Origin of the sequence: Amycolatopsis sp. NPDC051716 (assembly GCF_040681595.1) — a bacterium.
Classification (GTDB): Bacteria; Actinomycetota; Actinomycetes; order Mycobacteriales; family Pseudonocardiaceae; genus Amycolatopsis.
Genome location: NZ_JBFAZA010000034.1, coordinates 27483 through 43732, shown reverse-complemented (window position 1 = coordinate 43732; position 16250 = coordinate 27483). Strand labels below are relative to the sequence as shown.

Annotated in this window: 15 protein-coding genes; 11 read left to right on the top strand and 4 right to left on the bottom strand. The window is 73.7% G+C overall.

All coding sequences use genetic code 11. The features are described from left to right. Positions 1-115: 115 nt before the first annotated feature. The 4 genes from AB0M30_RS35865 to AB0M30_RS35850 form a co-directional block, all read right to left on the bottom strand. On the bottom strand, positions 116-2407 hold the full coding sequence (locus AB0M30_RS35865) for an FtsX-like permease family protein (protein ID WP_364593366.1): 2292 nt from the start codon (positions 2405-2407) through the stop codon (positions 116-118). Then, positions 2404-3093, bottom strand: coding sequence for an ABC transporter ATP-binding protein (locus AB0M30_RS35860; RefSeq protein WP_364593363.1), 690 nt, complete (start codon positions 3091-3093; stop codon positions 2404-2406). Before AB0M30_RS35860 ends, AB0M30_RS35865 begins: the two co-directional genes overlap by 4 nt. Further along, the gene (locus tag AB0M30_RS35855; RefSeq protein ID WP_364593361.1) at positions 3093-3614 is read right to left on the bottom strand and encodes a PadR family transcriptional regulator; all 522 of its coding nucleotides are present in this window, start codon (positions 3612-3614) and stop codon (positions 3093-3095) included. The genes AB0M30_RS35860 and AB0M30_RS35855 overlap by 1 nt, the downstream gene beginning before the upstream one ends. A 131-nt stretch (positions 3615-3745) precedes the next feature. Beyond that, positions 3746-4363 (bottom strand): TetR/AcrR family transcriptional regulator, encoded by a 618-nt coding sequence (locus tag AB0M30_RS35850; RefSeq protein ID WP_364593359.1) that lies wholly within the window; start codon positions 4361-4363, stop codon positions 3746-3748. 69 nt (positions 4364-4432) lie between these two features. On the opposite strand from AB0M30_RS35850, the gene AB0M30_RS35845 reads away from it, so the two are divergent. From AB0M30_RS35845 to AB0M30_RS35795, 11 genes are all read left to right on the top strand, one after another. Next, positions 4433-5317 carry an NAD(P)H-binding protein gene (locus AB0M30_RS35845; RefSeq protein WP_364593356.1) on the top strand — a complete coding sequence of 295 codons (885 nt, stop codon included), beginning with the start codon at positions 4433-4435 and terminating at the stop codon, positions 5315-5317. A gap of 206 nt (positions 5318-5523) precedes the next feature. Continuing rightward, entirely contained in the window at positions 5524-7425 is a 1902-nt protein-coding gene (locus AB0M30_RS35840) for a hypothetical protein (protein WP_364593353.1), read from the top strand. A gap of 24 nt (positions 7426-7449) precedes the next feature. Continuing rightward, entirely contained in the window at positions 7450-9033 is a 1584-nt protein-coding gene (locus tag AB0M30_RS35835) for an ABC transporter substrate-binding protein (RefSeq protein ID WP_364593349.1), read from the top strand. Positions 9034-9085: 52 nt separating this feature from the next. Next, complete coding sequence (locus tag AB0M30_RS35830) at positions 9086-9697, top strand: TetR/AcrR family transcriptional regulator (protein WP_364593346.1); 612 nt, start codon at positions 9086-9088, stop codon at positions 9695-9697. 5 nt (positions 9698-9702) lie between these two features. Then, a complete protein-coding gene (locus AB0M30_RS35825; protein ID WP_364593343.1) occupies positions 9703-10275 on the top strand; it encodes a hypothetical protein in 573 nt (190 codons plus the stop codon). A 69-nt stretch (positions 10276-10344) separates the two neighbouring features. Further along, positions 10345-11247, top strand: a complete 903-nt coding sequence (locus tag AB0M30_RS35820; protein WP_364593340.1) for an ATP-binding cassette domain-containing protein — start codon at positions 10345-10347, stop codon at positions 11245-11247. Continuing rightward, positions 11244-12008, top strand: a complete 765-nt coding sequence (locus AB0M30_RS35815; protein WP_364593337.1) for an ABC transporter permease — start codon at positions 11244-11246, stop codon at positions 12006-12008. Before AB0M30_RS35820 ends, AB0M30_RS35815 begins: the two co-directional genes overlap by 4 nt. Next, positions 12008-13138, top strand: coding sequence for a streptophobe family protein (locus AB0M30_RS35810; protein ID WP_364593334.1), 1131 nt, complete (start codon positions 12008-12010; stop codon positions 13136-13138). The genes AB0M30_RS35815 and AB0M30_RS35810 overlap by 1 nt, the downstream gene beginning before the upstream one ends. After that, a complete protein-coding gene (locus tag AB0M30_RS35805; RefSeq protein WP_360183281.1) occupies positions 13135-13827 on the top strand; it encodes a response regulator transcription factor in 693 nt (230 codons plus the stop codon). Before AB0M30_RS35810 ends, AB0M30_RS35805 begins: the two co-directional genes overlap by 4 nt. Beyond that, positions 13824-15278, top strand: coding sequence for a HAMP domain-containing sensor histidine kinase (locus tag AB0M30_RS35800; protein ID WP_364593331.1), 1455 nt, complete (start codon positions 13824-13826; stop codon positions 15276-15278). Before AB0M30_RS35805 ends, AB0M30_RS35800 begins: the two co-directional genes overlap by 4 nt. A gap of 76 nt (positions 15279-15354) precedes the next feature. Beyond that, complete coding sequence (locus tag AB0M30_RS35795; protein ID WP_364593328.1) at positions 15355-16116, top strand: ribonuclease activity regulator RraA; 762 nt, start codon at positions 15355-15357, stop codon at positions 16114-16116. The last annotated feature ends 134 nt before the right edge of the window (positions 16117-16250 follow it).

Sequence of the window (16250 nt, the reverse complement as noted above, 5' to 3'; positions counted from 1 at the left end):
GGGGACGGCCCCCCCCCCCCCCCCCCCCGCCCCCCCCCGCGGGCCCCCCCCCCGGCCGCCCCCCCCCCCGCGCGGGGGGGGGGCGGGGCCCCCCCCCCGGCCGATCGGCCACGGCTCATTCCGAGCGCAGCGTGTCCAGCCGGGTCACTTGCCGCAGCAACGGCATCGTCAGCGCGGTCACCAGCAGGACCGCCACCACCGTGGTCGCCGCCAGGGTGAGCAGCACCGGGACGTCGATGATCATCGGCCGGTCCGCCAGGCGCAGGATCGGCGCCGTCAGCCCGAGACCCGCCGCGACCGCCAGGACCACGCCGACCACCACCGGGATTCCGGTCTGCCACAACGCCCCTCGCGCCAGCACTCCGATCGGCACGCCGGCCGCGGACAGCGCCGCCAGCGGGCGCCGGCGTTCGCTGATCTGCTCGATCGAGAGCATCAGCAGGCTCATCGCGGCCACCGCCAGCACGAACAGCGATGCCGTGATCAGCACCGCGCGGAAGCTCTCCACCAGCCGCTGGTCGCGGGCGCGGAACTCCCCGAGGTAGTCGCTCTTGGTGGCCGTGGCGTTCCACGCGAGCGGCTGGACCGCCCTCGCGACGTCGTCGGTCAGCGCCTGCGGGTCGCCGGTGCCCGACACGTAGACCGCGACGGAGGACGCCGGAAGGGCGAGCCCGCCGAGCGCGCCGGGCGTGACCAGCAGGCTCTGGCCGGATCTCGCCGCGTCGTCCGACCGCACGACCCGGATGGTGCCCGGGACCGTCCACTCCGGACCGTTCACCTCCCCCGCGTGGGAATAGCCCTGCAGCACCACTTTGCCGGTCGGCGCCGCGCCGCCCTGGGCGGGCGCCAGGTAGAACGCGTCGCCGTCGGAACAGTCGCCGATGTCCGCCTGCACCCGGAGCGCCACGCAGTCGCCGACCATGCCGTAGTCGCGCTGCTCCCCGGACCGGAACATCAGGGTCCGGGCCGGGTGCACGCCGGTCACGCCGGGCGCGGCCGCCACCAGCTTGCCGACCTCGGCCTCGTGCGCGGCGGTGGTCTGCACCTGCACCGGGGCGGCGGCCACGCCGTGCGGAGTGGCCTGCCGGTTGTCACCGCTCGCGAGCGAGGTGATCACGCCCTGGATCAGGATCGTGCCGGCGAGCACGACGACCAGGCCGGACACCACGCGGCTGGCGGTGCCGCTGTCCAGCTGCAGCCGCCGGATCGCGAGCTGCCACGACGGCGAACCGCCGTGCAGGCGCTCCACGAGCCGCTCGACCAGCCACGGCAGCAGGGCCGCGACGCCCACGAGCAGGAACACGCTGCCCACCGAGAGCGCCAGCGCGGCGGGCGTGTCGCCGGTCCCCCGCTCGAAGGCCAGGGTGGCGGCCAGGAACAGCACGCCGATCGTGGTGAGCGCCCAGCGCCACCACATCCGCCGGCGCACCGGCTTGCCCTGGCGGACCACGCCGAGCGGTTCCACGATCGTGCGGCGCAGCCCGAACAGCGCCGAGCCGACCGCGAGCCCGGGGACCAGCAGCACGATCACCACGACGAGCGGCCAGGACGGGACCAGGTCCTCCGGGAAGATCCGCAGGCCGAACGGCAGGATGTCGGCGACGAACGTGCGCAGCAGCGCGAAGAACCCGATCCCGGCCGCGAGCCCGAGCACGGCGCCGACCAGCGATTCGGCCGCCGCGATCCGTTTGACCTGCGGGGAGTCCAGGCCGAGCAGCCGCAGCGCGGCGAGCCGGCGTTCCCGTTGCGCCGCGCCCATCCGCGACGCGGTGGTCACGAAGATCAGCAACGGCAGCAGCAGGACCGCGGCGATCGGCAGGATGATGCCCAGCATGAGCGCCGACAGCCCGAGCCCGGTGTAGGGCCGGCCGAACGCGTAGACCTTCCTGCTGTCGGCGCCCTCGGCTTCGATCTGCGCGGCCGGCACCCCGTAGTACGCGGTCAGATCGCCCGCGCCGGAGACGCCTTCCCGCGAGATCCGGTCGACGACGCGCCCCGGCAGCTGCGCTTTGAACGAGCCGCCGCCCGGTCCGGCCAGCTTCGCGGCCAGTTCCGGCGACACGATGAGCTCCCCCGGCGCCGGCAGCCGGCTGAGCCCCGGCGGCACCGGCGAGCTCGGCCCGGTCGGCGCGACCGCGGTGACCTGCGCGAAGTCCTCACCGAGCGACGCGTACCAGTTGTAGGCCAGCAGCGGGGCGACGCCCGCACGCGGCTGGGTGATCTGCGTGATCGCCGCCTTGCGCTCCGCCTGCGCGCCGACCAGGTGGTGGACGGCCGCCGCGGGCAGCAGCACGGCGACCGCGAGCGCGATCCCGAACGCGGTCATCGCCAGGCGCAGCAGTGCCGCGCCGGACATCCGGCCGCCCCCGACGGCCAGCCGGAGGCCCAGCGCCAGCTCCCGCATCATGCGACCAGCTCCCGGTCGACCGTGCGCCCGTCGAGCACCATGATCTCCCGGTCCGAATAGGCGGCCACCCGCGGCTCGTGGGTCACCAGCACGACCGCGGCGTGCGTTTCCCGCGCCGCATCGGTGAGCATCCGCATCACCTTTTCGCCGTTGAGCGAGTCGAGCGCGCCGGTCGGCTCGTCGGCGAAGACCACCTTCGGCCCGGTCACCAGCGCCCGCGCCACCGCGACCCGCTGCGCCTGCCCGCCGGACACGTCGCCGGGGCGGCGCTTGGCCAGCCCGTCGACCTCCAGCCGGGCGAGCCACTCGGTCGCCTTGGCCTCGGCCTGCTTCCGCCGGCTTCCGGTCAGCCGCAGCGGGAGCGCGACGTTCTCGAGGCAGGACAGCTCGGGGACGAGCTGGCCGAACTGGAACACGAAGCCGAAGTCGGTGCGCCGCAACGCACTCCGGCCCTTGTCGGCCATCCCGGCGAGGTCGGCGCCGCGGTAGCCGATGGTGCCCGCGTCCGGCCGGATGATGCCGGCCAGGCAGTGCAGCAGCGTCGATTTGCCCGACCCGGACGCGCCCATGATCGCGAGCACCTCCCCCGCCGAGACCGACAGCGCCGCCCCGTCGAGCGCCCGCGTAGGGCCGAACGACTTGTACAGTCCCTTGCCGACGAGCAACGGCGTTCCCGGCCCGGTCATCAGCGCACCGCCTGTTCGAGTTCGCCGAGGCGCGCGGCGGTGAGCTCCAGCCACCGCAGGTCCGCCTCGAGGTGGAAGAGAGCGTGATCGCAGATCAGCTGATCGGCGAGGTCGCCCTCGCGCTTGCGTTTGGTGAGTGCCCGCATCACGTTCAGGTGCTCACCGCGCTGGACGTTGAGCACGTCGGCGGCGCTGCGGCCGGACAACAGCGCGAGCACCACCTTGGTGTAGAGCGTGTTCTGCAGGTACGGCTGCGGGTTTTCCGGCGTGCGCAGCCACGTCTCGACGTCGGTGACCCCCGCGTCGGTGATCGTGTACCGCTTCCGCTCCGGCCCCTCGCCGCTCTCGACGCCCGCGACCTCGACCATGCCGTTGCGCAGCAGCCGGGACAACGTCGAATAGACCTGGCCGTAAGCCAGCGGGCGGTCCTGCCCGAACTGCTCGTCGTACGCCCGTTTCAGGTCGTAGCCGTGCCGCGGCCCGGACTCGAGCAAAGCGAGCAAGGTGTGCGAAATCGACATTCGCTTGATCCCTCCTTGCCCCGGGATCCCGGGGGTACGGATCACTATACCGCAGGAGTATACCCACCGTGTATACCACCGCAGTATAGTCTGTTTGCGCAGCTCAGAGGGCTACCGCGGTGGTCGCCGGCTCACCGACGCGAGCCGAGCACGACGCGGAAGAGCCGGCCGATCCGGTCGAGATCGACTTCCGCCGCCAGGTCGGCCTCGTCGGGCAGCTCGTCCACCGGAGTGTCGATCCCGAACAGCAGGCGCGGCAGCGTCGGGTGGAGGACGAGACCGATCAGTTCGTCCGCCACCGCTTCGGCGTCACCGGCCGCCAGTCCCAGTGCCGCCACCAGGTGCGCCGCGAGCTCGTCGGCCGTGGTGCCGAAGAGGACGTCGTAGAGGCCCGCAGCCAGCTCCGGCAGCCGATCGGCTTCCGCGATCCCGAGGCGCAGCATCCGGGCGACCGAGGACCACCGCACCAGCTGGAGGAACCGCCCGCAGTACCGCACGACCGCGTCCTCCGGCGACCCGGCGTACTCGGCGGGCGTGCGCATCCGGGCGCCGAACAGGGCGCGGACGCGCTCGACGACCGCGAGGAACAGCGCGTCCTTGGTCGGGAAATGCGCGTACAGGGAACGCTTCGACGTTTCGGCGCGCGCCGCGATCGCGTCCATGGAGGTCCGCTCGAAGCCGTCCTCCAGGAAGGCCAGCTTCGCCGTGTCGAGGATGTGCTCGCGTAGCGCTTCCCCACGTCGGGCCATGACGTCCACCTCAAAGTATACGGTACAGTCGAGTTTACTTCCGCTTCCCGCTGATCGGAGCCATCATCCATGATCGTGATCACCGCCCCCACCGGGCAGATCGGCCGCAAGCTCGTCGCCACGCTGCTGCGGCGGGACGAGCCGGTCCGGGTCATCGTCCGGGACCCGGGCCGGCTGGCCGCCGACGTCCGGGAGCGAGCCGAGGTCGTGGTCGGCTCGCACCGCGATCCCGACGTCCTCGACCGGGCCCTCGACGGCGCCGACGCCCTGTTCTGGCTCATGCCGGCGGCCGCGACCGCGAGCAGTCCCTACGAGGCTTATGTGACCGCGTCGATCCCGGGCGCCGACGCCGTCGTGCGCCACGCGGTGCCGCGGGTCGTGATCATCTCCGCACTCGGGCGGGGGACGCAGATCTACGCCGGCCACGTGTCCGCGTCGCACGCGATGGAGGACCTCTTCCGCAGCACCGGCGCGCACGTGCGCGCCTTGGCCCTGCCCGCCTTCATGGACAACCTCCTCCGGCAGGTGGCCACGATCAAGGAGGGCGTGGTCTCGGGCACCGTGCCCGCCGAGTCGAAGATGCCCTGGATCGCGACGAAGGACATCGCGGCGCTCGCCGCGGAGTACCTGCTCGACCGCACCTGGACCGGGCAGGACTCGGTCGAGGTGCTCGGCGGTGAAGACCTTTCGCACCGGGAAATCGCCGAAGTGCTGACCGAAGTACTCGGCACGCCCGTCCGGTTCCGGCGCGGAGACCGCGCCGCCGTCGGGCGGTTCCTCGTCGGCCGCGGGTTTTCCGAGGCGATGGCCCGGTCCATGCTGGACATGGACCTCGCCGGCGAACGCGGCATCAACAACGCCACCCCGCGCACCGCCGCGAACACCACACCCACCACCTTCCGCGCATTCGCCGAAGAATTCGTCAAACCGGCCGTGCAGGCCGCGCAGGGCTGACCCGGCCGGACCAGTCCCCTCCTCGGCCATCCGGCCGCGCCGGTTACCCCGCGTGCCAGGGGCTGCGGCATTCAGGTCATCGGCCGGGCGTTCGGCTGACCTTTTGGCCGCTTGGTGCCATTCTTGCCCTCCCGCCGGCCCGAAAACGATAAAGTTCCGGTCTTCGCGGGAAAACGGCGAAGAGCGAATGGCGTCGAGGGGGACCTATGTTCGTGGGCCGGACGTCGGTCCTGGAGCTGATCGGGGAACTGACCGAAGCACGCGGGGAAAACGCGCCGCCCGGTCCGCGGCCGGTCGTGATCCTGACCGGCTGCGGCGGTTCCGGGCGGACCGCGATCCTCCAGGAAGCGCTGCGGGACTGGCGGGACAGCACGGCTTCCGTGCTGGTCCAGCCGCTGGTGCCGGACGGCGAGCAGACGTCGCTGCGGCCGTTGCTGACCTCGATCATGCTCGGGCTGGGAGTGGGTGTCCGGGGATATCCGGTGACTTTTCCGCGTTCCCTGGTCGCCCAGCTGGCCATCACCGCGAATTTCGCCGGGCTGCCTCCCGGCGACCAGCTGATCCGGCTGCGGGAACGGCTCAACGAATACAAGCGGAAACCCGCGCTCGACAGTTTCCTCACGGCACTGGCCCGTGATTCGTTCGCCCTCGTGCACGTCCAGGTGCCCGGGCTGTCCGAGCTGGTCCCGAGGCTGGCGGCGGAAGTCACCCGGAGCACGCTGAACCGCCTGTACCGCGGGGGCGGGCTGATGCGGTTCTCCTGGGGCGACGCCGTGGACTGGTTCAGGCACCAGGACCAGGACTTCGCCAAGAACCCCGAGACCACGCTGATCGAGCTCAGCGCCCGGGCCGGGAGCGCGGACCCGCTGGTCCGCCGCAGCGTGGACGACGTCCTGGTCGGCGCGTTCCTCGCGGACCTGCGCCGCAGCCACGCCCGCGTGCGGGGCCGGCCGCCGCAGATGCTCCTGCTGCTGGACGACGGCGACGTCCCGGAGGCGGTGACCTTCGTCCGCTCGCTGCTGCGCGTGCGCGAAGCGATCGCCGGCAGCCGGCCGACGCCGGAGAACCGGCTGCCCGATCCGCTCACCGTGGTCACGACCAGTGCCGGGCCGGCCGCGGCGGGCGCCGTGCCCTGGCCGGGAGCCGAGCCGGCGGACGGCCCCCGGGTGCGGGTCGACGTCACCGACCTGAGTTCGTCCGAGGTGCTCCAGCTGGCCCGCGGCCAAGACTGGACGACGTCGGAGCGCACCGCCCGGATGGCGTTCCGGCTCACCCACGGCCACCCGGCCGCGACGGGGTTCGTGCTGCGCCGGCTGGCGGAAAACCCACGGTTGCTCGACGACCCGGACGCGCTCCTGGACGGCCCGGGCCCGGACGAGGAGGGGCGCGCCGACCGGTACCTGCTGCGGATCTTCGTCGGCGGCCTCGACCCGCACCGGCGGCCGGACGACGCCTCGGTCGAGGCGCTGATCACGCTGGCGGGCGCCCGGACCTGGCAGGAGGCCGGGACGCTCATCCGCCTGCTGCCCCCGCCCTTCGGCTTCGGCTCGCCGCTCTACACCTCACCGACGTTGTGGCCCGCTTGCGGCGACGGCGAACGCCGGCTCCACCCGCTGGCCCGTTACCTCGGCCTCCGGGCCCTGGCCGCCCGCCCGGACGCGCGGACCGGCTGGGAAGGCGTTTTCCGGCGCCTGCGCGGGAAAACCCACCCGGACGACCGAGCCGGGCGATGGCACCACGAGCTGATGCTCGGCGGCCGCGCGAAAGTCGCGGACTCGCTGGCCGTCCTGCTGCCCGAACTGCCGTCCGCGGAGTGGCTGGCGCTGTTCGACGCCGTGGTCGTCACGCCCGACCCGCGGGTCACCGACCTGGCGGAGATCCAGGGGATCGGCCGGCCACCGACCCCGGCCGGGCACACCGACGCGCTGCTCGGCATCGTGCCGGCGCTGGAACGGGACCCGTGCGTGACGCGGCCGGAGGACATCGCCGCGCTGCGGCAGCTCGCCTGGCACGGCTTCCTGCAACTGGCCGAAAGCGAGGGCGTCGGGGACCGGCAGCCGTTCCTCGACCGGGCCTGCCGCTACTCGGCGGACCGCAACCGGTACTGACCTCCCGTCCCGAAAGGACCCGCCGTGGCCCCGCGCTTCCGCTGGTTGTTCGTCCCCGATCCGAACCGGGATTTCCCGCACCGGTGGACGGACTGGTGGCGGCTTTCCGCCGTGCTCGCCGTCGTCCTCCTGCTGGCGGGCGGCCTGGTCTTCCACCGCCCGCTGCAGCGGGCGGTCACCTGCGGCTGGTTCGACGGCTCCGCCTGGTCGGCGGCCGACGAGTGCGTGGGGCTCAGCGACGGCTCGTACGACTTCGGCCTCGACCGCTTCGCCGCCGTGCTGCACGTGGTCGAGCAGCAGAACGCCGCCGCCGTGGACAAGTGCGATCCCCAGGGCACCCCGGTGACGGTCGGCGTGCTGCTGACGCTGACCGACCGCAACGCCGGCGGGCGCGCCCTGCACGAGCTCGAAGGGATGGCCGCCGGGCAGCGCCACGCCAACGACACCGGCTGCCTGCACCCGATGCGGCTGGTGGTCGCGAACATCGGCGCCTACGGACCGGCCGGCGAGGCCGTCGAAGTGGCCCGGGAGCTCGCGGACGACCCGGCCGTCGTGGCGGTCGCGGGACTCGGGCTGAGCCAGCAGCGGTCGGCCGAGGTGGCGGACCTGCTGGCGGCGGCGAAGGTCCCGATGGTGTCGGATCTGATCACCGCCGAGGGCTTCGACCAGACCGGGTCCCGCGACGACCAGCCGGACTTCAGCGCGTGCGACCCGGACATCACCTACCCGCGCGGCGTCGGGAAGGACTACTTCTACCGCGTCGCCTACCGGAACGCCGTGCAGATCGAGCGGCTCGCGGCGGCCCTGCCCGGCCGTCCGGACTTCCTGATGGTGCCCACCGGCGGCTCCGACCCGTACCCGTGCACCGCGCTGCCGCTGATGCAGCGCCGGTTCGGCGGCAAGATCACCGAGGTCAAGTTCGACGCGGACGAAGCCAGCACGGTCCCGCTGACCGCGCAACGGGTCTGCGGCACGGCGAAGGACGTCGAAGTGCTCTACATCGCGCGCGGCGGCGACCTGGCCCGCTTCCTCTTCAGCCTCGACGAAGCCTTGGTCGGCGGCCGGTGCGCGGCCGGGTCGGTCACCGTGGTCAGCACGTCCGACGGCCTCCGGGTCCGCTCGCCGGAGGACAACGCGATGCTGGAGGACCTGCGCCTGCGGGCGTTGCGCTCACCCGGCTTCACCGACGGCCGGATCCGCCTGGTGTCCACTTTGGTCTCCGGCGCCGACCGCTTCCGCGGCGACAACCCGGGCTTCCGCGACCTCGAAACGGCGTTCGCCGGCGCCGGCTTCGACGCCACCCACCTCGACGACGGCTGGGCGGTCAACGGCTACGACTCGGTGACCACGATCTCGGCGGCCCTGCGGACGCTCCCGTCGGCGAAACCGGTCCAGCGCAGCCAGGTCAACACGGCGATCAGCGGGTTCTCCTCGAGCGGCCAGGCGGTGGCCGGCGCCGGCGGGCCGATCACGTTCGACAACAGCGGGAACCGCGCGGACGCGGGGCCCCCGGTGGTCCGCGTCTGCCCACTGCCCGCCCCCAGCGGCGACCAGGCGGCGCGGACTCCGAGCGTGGTCGTCCGCCCGGACACGCCGCCGATCTGTTGACTGTTGGCCGAGTGGACAATAGCGTGGGATCCACTCGGCCGACAGGAGTTCGATGACCCGGCGACGGCGCACGCCCGAGCAGGCGCGGGAGGAGATCCTGACCGCCGCGGCCGACCTCATCGCCCGGCACGGCCCCGACGGCGTCGGGCTGCGCCGCGTCGCCGGTGCGGCCGGCGTGACGCACGGGCTGGTGACCCACTACTTCGGCACCTACCGGGCGCTGGTGCAGGCGGTGCTGCGCCGCGAGAACGAGCGGCAGCGCGAACGCGTCCGGGACCGGATGCGGGCCGACAACGGAGTGCCGTACGCGGAGGGCATGACGAAGGTCCTCTTCGACACGCTCACGGACGCGCGGTACGTCCGGCTGTGGACGTGGTCCCAGCTCCACGCCGACGACCTCGGCACCTCCTCGTCGGCGAACCTGGCCGAGCTGGTCGACGCCATCGAGCACGGCATCCGCGACGTGCTGCCGGAACCGCGGCGCCCGGACCGGGCCCGGATCGAGGCCGTCGTCCTGCTGGCCCTGTCCGGCGCCTACGGCTACGCGCTCGGCCGGCGTTCCTGGCTCGCGGGCCTCGGCCACGACCCGGACGATCCGGGCCACGACGAGTCGTTCCGCACCGCCTTGTCGTCGGCTGTGGCGGCCCATCTCACCGGACGGTGATGCCCGTGCTGCTCATTCACCAGTACGCCGAAGCCACCCGTGACGACGGCGCCGGACCGCTGCCGATGGTCATCGGCACGGCCGTGGTGGTACTGCTCGTCCTGACCGGGATCCGCGGCCGGGAACTGCGGCCGCGGAAGCTGTTCCTGCTCCCGGGCATCGTGGTGCTGGTCGGGCTCGCCGCGGTACTCCCCCCGCTGGCGGGCGGCCGCCCCCTCCACGGCATCGACGCCGTGCTCGCGGTCGCCGACCTGGCCTTGTCGATCGGGCTCGGTGCCGTCCGCGGCCGTACCGTGCGGATCGACCTCGTCGCCGGTGCGTCCCGGTACCGCTACGGGCCGGCGACCGTGCTGCTGTGGGGACTGTCGATCGCGCTCCGCTTCGCCTTGGGCGCCTATGGTGCGCGCCACGGCGCATCGCCGCTGGTGACCGAAGCCGGCGTGCTTCTGATGCTCGGCCTCAGCCTCCTCACCCAGAACACGATCGTGTTCGCCCGGGCGGCGTCGCGCGCAAGACGTGACCGGCCCGGCGGTCCGGTTGCGATTTCCGGGGCGACCCCCGGCCCGAGCCACCCCTGACGGCCGGATTCTCAGAGTTCTCCCAGCACCTCCCAGGATCTGGCCAGGCGGGGCCACCACGCTCGGGGCATGACGATCGAAATCCGGGGCCTGACCAAACGGTACGGGCCCGAAACCGTGGTGGACGACCTGTCGTTCACCGTCCACCCCGGGCAGGTGACCGGGTTCCTCGGGCCCAACGGCGCCGGCAAGTCCACGACCATGAAGATGATCGTGGGCCTGGCCGCGCCGACGCGGGGCTCGGTCACCATCGGCGGGCGCCGCTACCGGGACCTGCCCGTGCCGCTCACCGAGGTGGGCGCGCTGCTCGACGCCGGTGCCGTCCACGGTGCCCGGAAGGCCCACGACCACCTGCTGGCCCTCGCGGTGAGCCACGGCCTCCCCCGCCGCCGGGTCGGTGAGGTGCTCGGCCGGACCGGGCTGGACGGGGTGGCCGGCAAGCGGGCGGGCGGGTTCTCGCTCGGGATGCGGCAGCGGCTCGGCCTCGCCGCCGCGTTGCTCGGCGATCCGCGGGTGCTGATCTTCGACGAGCCGGTGAACGGCCTCGACCCCGAAGGGATCCGCTGGATCCGGGACTTCATGCGCTCGCTCGCCCGCGAGGGCCGGGCGGTGCTGGTGTCCAGCCACCTGATGAGCGAGATGGCGCAGACCGCCGATCACCTCGTCGTCATCGGCCGGGGACGGCTCGTCGCCGACACCACCGTGAGCGAGCTCGTGCGTGGTGAGGGCACCGTGCTCGTCCGCACCTCCGAGCCGGGCTTCGCGCGGTTGCTGGCCACCGCCGGGGCCGCCGTGCGGGAAGGGACCGAGGCGTCGCTCGTCGTGTCCGGCATGACGAGCGCGGAAATCGGGAAAGTGGCGGCCTACCACGGCGTCGCGCTCGCCGAGCTCACGCCGCAGCGCGTCTCGCTGGAAGACGCCTTCATGGAACTGACCAAGGACCGCACCGACTACCAGGGGGCCGTCGCATGAGCGTGTCCTTCGCCCACTCCGTCCGCGCCGAGTGGATCAAAGTACGCAGCCTGCGTTCCACCTGGTACACCCTGGCGTGCCTGTTCGCGGTCGGGCTCGGCATCACCGCCCTCGCGATGAACGCCGCCGCGCGGCAATACCCCGGCGACGACCCCTGGGACCCGACCGGCCGCAGCCTGACGTCGTACATCGTCGCGCAGCTCATCGTCGGGGTGCTCGGCATCCTCGTCGTCACCTCCGAGCACGCGACCGGCCTGATCCGGACGTCCCTGACCGCGACGCCCCGGCGGCACCGGCTGCTGGCGGCCAAGGTGGTCGTGGCGGTCGCGGTCGCCGTGGTGGCGGGCCAGGTGCTGATGTTCACCGCCTTCTTCCTCGGCCAGGCCGTCCTCGCCGCCCATGGCGTGCCGCACGCGCGGATCGGCGACTCCGGCGTGCTTTCCGCCGTGGCCGGCGGCGGGCTCTACCTCGCGGCGATCGCGCTGCTCGCGGTCGGGCTGGGCACGATCATGCGGGCGACGGCGGGCGCGCTCGCCACCCTGGTCGGGATCGTCTTCCTGGTCCCCGGCTTCGCGGGGCTCTTTCCGGCCTGGCTGCACGGCCTGCTCTTCTACTGGCCGACGCTCGGCGCGGCGGCGGTCTTCAAGACGGTCCCCGATTCGGACTTCCCGCACCCGTGGCTGAACCTGGCCGGGATGTGCGCCGGGGTCGCGGCCGTGCTGGCCGTGGCGTTCGTGGTCTTCCAGCGCCGGGACGTGTGATGCGGGAGGCGGGCCGGGGCCTGCTGGCGGCGGCCGCCGCGGTGCTCGCCATGGCGGGGGTCGCCGCGACCGGCCTGGCCCTCCTGGGCGCCGGGCGCTTCGGGGGGCTCGGCGCGCTGACGGCGGCGGCCGTCGCGCTGGCCGCGGGCGGCTCGGCCGAGGCCGGCGCGACCCCGGCCGGTGGGCTCCCGATCGCCGTGCGCGGCGGCCTCGACGTGCTGCCGCTGGGGGTCTCCCTGGCGGGCGCGGTGGTGCTGGGGTCGCTGCTGCTGCGGCGCCGCGAAGCCGGGGTGCTCGTCCGCGGTGCCGTGGCGGCGGTGGCCCTGCCGGTGGGACTCGCCGTGATCGCGCTCTTCGCCCGGGGAACTCTGACGATGCCGGACGGCGTCACGGCGGGTGGTGCCGGCGGCTGCGGGCGAGCCGCCGGTCCCGCGCACCTGCCCCTTTCCGGCCGGTTCGACGCCGGATTCTCCGTGGCCGTCGGTCCCACGGTGGTGGGTGCGGCGGCCGGGGCGCTGGTGGTCGTCGGAATCTGCTGGCTCGTCACGCGATTCCCCGCTGTGGCCACGGGGTTGCGGGCCGCGAGGTGGCCGGCGGCCGGACTTGCCGTGCTGGGCCTGACCGTGGCGTGGGCGTTCGGCGGCGCGGCGGCGGCCGGGGGTGTCCTGCTCGCCCTCCCCCAGCTGGTGTGCGCAGCCGTGCTGCTGGGGCTCGGCGTGCCGTGGACGATCAGCTCCTCGGGCGTGTTCTCGTGCGCGCTGCACGCCGCGCCCGTCCCCACGGGCGGCCCGCTGCTCGGGCTGTCGGCCGTGGTGTTGCTGGGCTGGGGCCTCGCCTTGGCGGCCGGGCGCCGCCGGCCCGGCGGGCCGCTGCGCCGGGCCGCGGCCTTCACCGGGTGGTTCGCTCCGGCGACCGGTGCCGTGCTCGCCGTCGTGGCGCTGCTGTCGCGGATTTCCGTCGACGTCACCGTCGGCGCGTTCGGTTTCTCGCTGCCGGTCTTCGCCGCGCGGGTGACGGCGAACCCGCTGCTCGCGGTGGTGGCCGGGCTCGCGGGCGGCGCGGTGGCCGGCTTCGCGGGCTCCCTGCTCGCCGACGGGATCTCCGTATCCTCGCGGGTATGGAAGCGATGACGTCCCGGCTGCTGGTGGTGGACGACGAGCCCACCGTCCGCGAGCTGCTTTCCGCCGCGCTGCGGTTCGCCGGTTTCCGGGTGACGTCGGCGGCCACCGCGCGGGAAGCCGTCGCCGCGGCCACCGCGGAGCCGCCCGACCTGGTGCTGCTGGACGTCATGCTGCCGGACATGGACGGCTTCGAGGTGGTCCGGCGGCTGCGCGAGCGGCACCCCGGCCACGGCGCGCCGGTGCCCGTCCTGTTCCTGACCGCGCGGGACCGCCAGTCCGACAAGGTCACCGGCCTGTCCCTCGGCGCCGACGACTACGTGACGAAGCCCTTCGACCTGGCGGAGCTGATCGCGCGGATCCGCGCGATCCTCCGCCGGACCGCGGGCCACCCGGCGGCCGTGCTCACGGTGGGCCCGCTCGCGCTCGACGCCGAGGGGCACCAGGTGACGCGCGCGGGGCAGGCGATCCGCTTGTCCGCCACGGAGTTCCGGTTGCTGCACTACCTGATGGAGAACGCCGGGCGGGTGGTGTCGAAGGCGCAGATCCTCGACCGGGTGTGGCGCGACGACTTCGGCGGGGACGCCGGCATCGTCGACACCTACATCTCCTACCTCCGGCGCAAGGTCGACACCGCGGAGCCGAAGCTCGTCCACACCGTGCACGGCGTGGGTTACGTGCTGCGGGAGCCCCGCCGGTGAGGCGGCTTTCCCTGCGGGCCCGGCTGCTGCTGCTCACCGCCGGCCTGCTGCTCGCCGGCCTGACCCTGATCGGCACGCTGGTTTCCGGGCAGCTGGAGCGCTTCCAGCTCGACCGCCTCGACGGCCAGCTGCGCTCGATGACCGAGCTCATCTCCCTGGCGGCGGGGCCGCCCCCGGCCGCGAGCCCGGCCGTGCGGCCCGATCTCGTCGATCCCGCGCTCGCGCTGTTCGGCACCCCGTACGTCGTGTACCTCGACGCGAGTGGCGCGGTGGCGGGCGGCCTCCACTCGTCGCGGGTGGACGGGGCGGCGCTGCCGCCGATCGACGCACTGCGCACGGTCCCGGCCGACGGGACGGCCGTCGACCTGGACGCCATCGACGGGTCGCAGCGCTGGCGGGCCGTCGCGCGGCCCGCCACCCGCTGGGGCGGGACGGTCGTTTCGGCCGCGCCGCTCGCCGAAGCCGACGCCACGATCGCCCAGCTGCGGACGAGCAGCCTGGTCACCGGCGCCGCGCTGCTCGTCGTGCTGACCGCGGCCGGCTGGCTCGCCCTCGGCCGGGGCCTGCGGCCGCTGCGCCGGATCGAGCACACGGCCGCGGCGATCGCCGGCGGCGACCTCACCCGGCGCGTCCCGGACCTCGCGTCGCCCGGCACGGAGATCGGGCACCTCGCGGGGTCGCTCAACACGATGCTCGGCCAGCTCGAACGGGCCTTCGCCGACCGGGCCGCGTCCGAGGCGCGGATGCGCACCTTCGTCTCGGACGTCAGCCACGAACTGCGCACCCCGCTGTTCGGCATCAAGGGGTCCACGGAGCTCTACCGGATGGGCGCGCTGGCCGGACCGTCCGATGTGGACGAAACGATGCGCCGCATCGACCGCGAAGCCACCCGGCTCACCGCGCTGACCGAGGACCTGCTGCTGCTCGCCCAGCTCGACGAGGCACCGGAAGAGCAGCTCGACCGGGCTCCGATGGACCTGCGCACCCTCGCCGGCGACGCCCGGCACGACCTGCGGGCCCTCGACCCGGCCCGCGCCGTTTCCCTGACCGGCCCGGGTGGCGCCGGCCCGCCCGGCCCGGCCCCGGTCGACGCCGACGAAGCGCGGCTGCGGCAGGTCGTCACCAACCTCGTGGGCAACGCCGCCGCCCACACGCCACCGGGCACGCGCGTGCGCATCGGGGTCGGGACGGCGGACGGCCGCGCGGTGCTCGAGGTGGCCGACGAGGGTCCGGGGATGACGGCCGAGCAGGCGGGCCGCGTCTTCAACCGCTTCTACCGGGCCGACCGCTCCCGGACGCGCACGCCCGGCGCCGACGCCGGGCTGGGCCTCGCCATCGCCCGTTCCCTCGCCCGCGCCCACGGCGGCGACGTCGAACTCGAGACCACGCTCGGGGAAGGTGCCTGCTTCCGGCTCACGCTGCCGTTGCCGGAGAACGGGTTCACGCCCTGAAGCGCCGAACTTCGTCCCGGCGTCGGCGGGTTCGCCGGACTAGGCTGGGTAAGGAACTCCGACAGTTTCCGTCAGCGTGGACAAGGGAGCTACCGACGTGGTCGAGACGCCCGACATCGTTCGCCCGCCCGCCGAGCTCAGCGCGGCCCTCGCGGCCATCGGCAGCGCGACGGCCAGCGGCGAGCTGAGCCGCATGGGCATCCGCAGCGCCTTCATCCGCGGCCCCGTCTCGGTGACCCCCGGCGTGCGCGTGGCCGGCCCGGCGCTGACGCTGCAGTTCCTGCCGAAGCGGGAAGACCGTTACCCCGTCGACGAATACGAGGAGCCGGAGAAACAGCTGCACCGGCACGTCATGTACCACGCCCGGCCCGGCGACATGATCGTCGTCGACGCGCGCGGCGACATGGAAAGCGGCGTGTTCGGCGAGATGATGCTGACCTACTTCAAGGGCCGCGGCGGCCTCGGCGTGGTCGTCGACGGGTGCCTGCGCGACACCGGCGAGGCCAAGCAGCTCGGCCTCGGGCTGTGGATCCGCGGCGCCACGCCGAACTTCCACGCCCAGACCGGCATCGTCCCGGCCGCCGTCAACGTACCGGTGGCGTGCGGCGGCACGCTGGTCGAGCCGGGCGACATCGTCGTCGCCGACGACGACGGGGCGGTCGTGGTGCCGGTCAAGCTCGCGCCCGCCCTGGTGGCCCACGCGCAGGAGCACGCGGAGTGGGAGGAGTTTTCCCGAATCCGGCTGTCCGAGGGCGGCGACCTGCGGCGGTACTACCCGCTGTCGGACGAGGCCCGGCCGGAGTACGAGCGGTGGCGGGCCGAACAGGGCGGCGCCTAGTGTCGCGCGTCCGAAGTTCAGCGACAGCGGCCCGGTCCCCGAGCGCCCCAATGTGGCCTTGGTTGCGTTCAACGCACCCAAGGCGGCCTTCGGTGTGCGGGTACTCACCCGACGCCCCACAAGGGGGGGCCTAC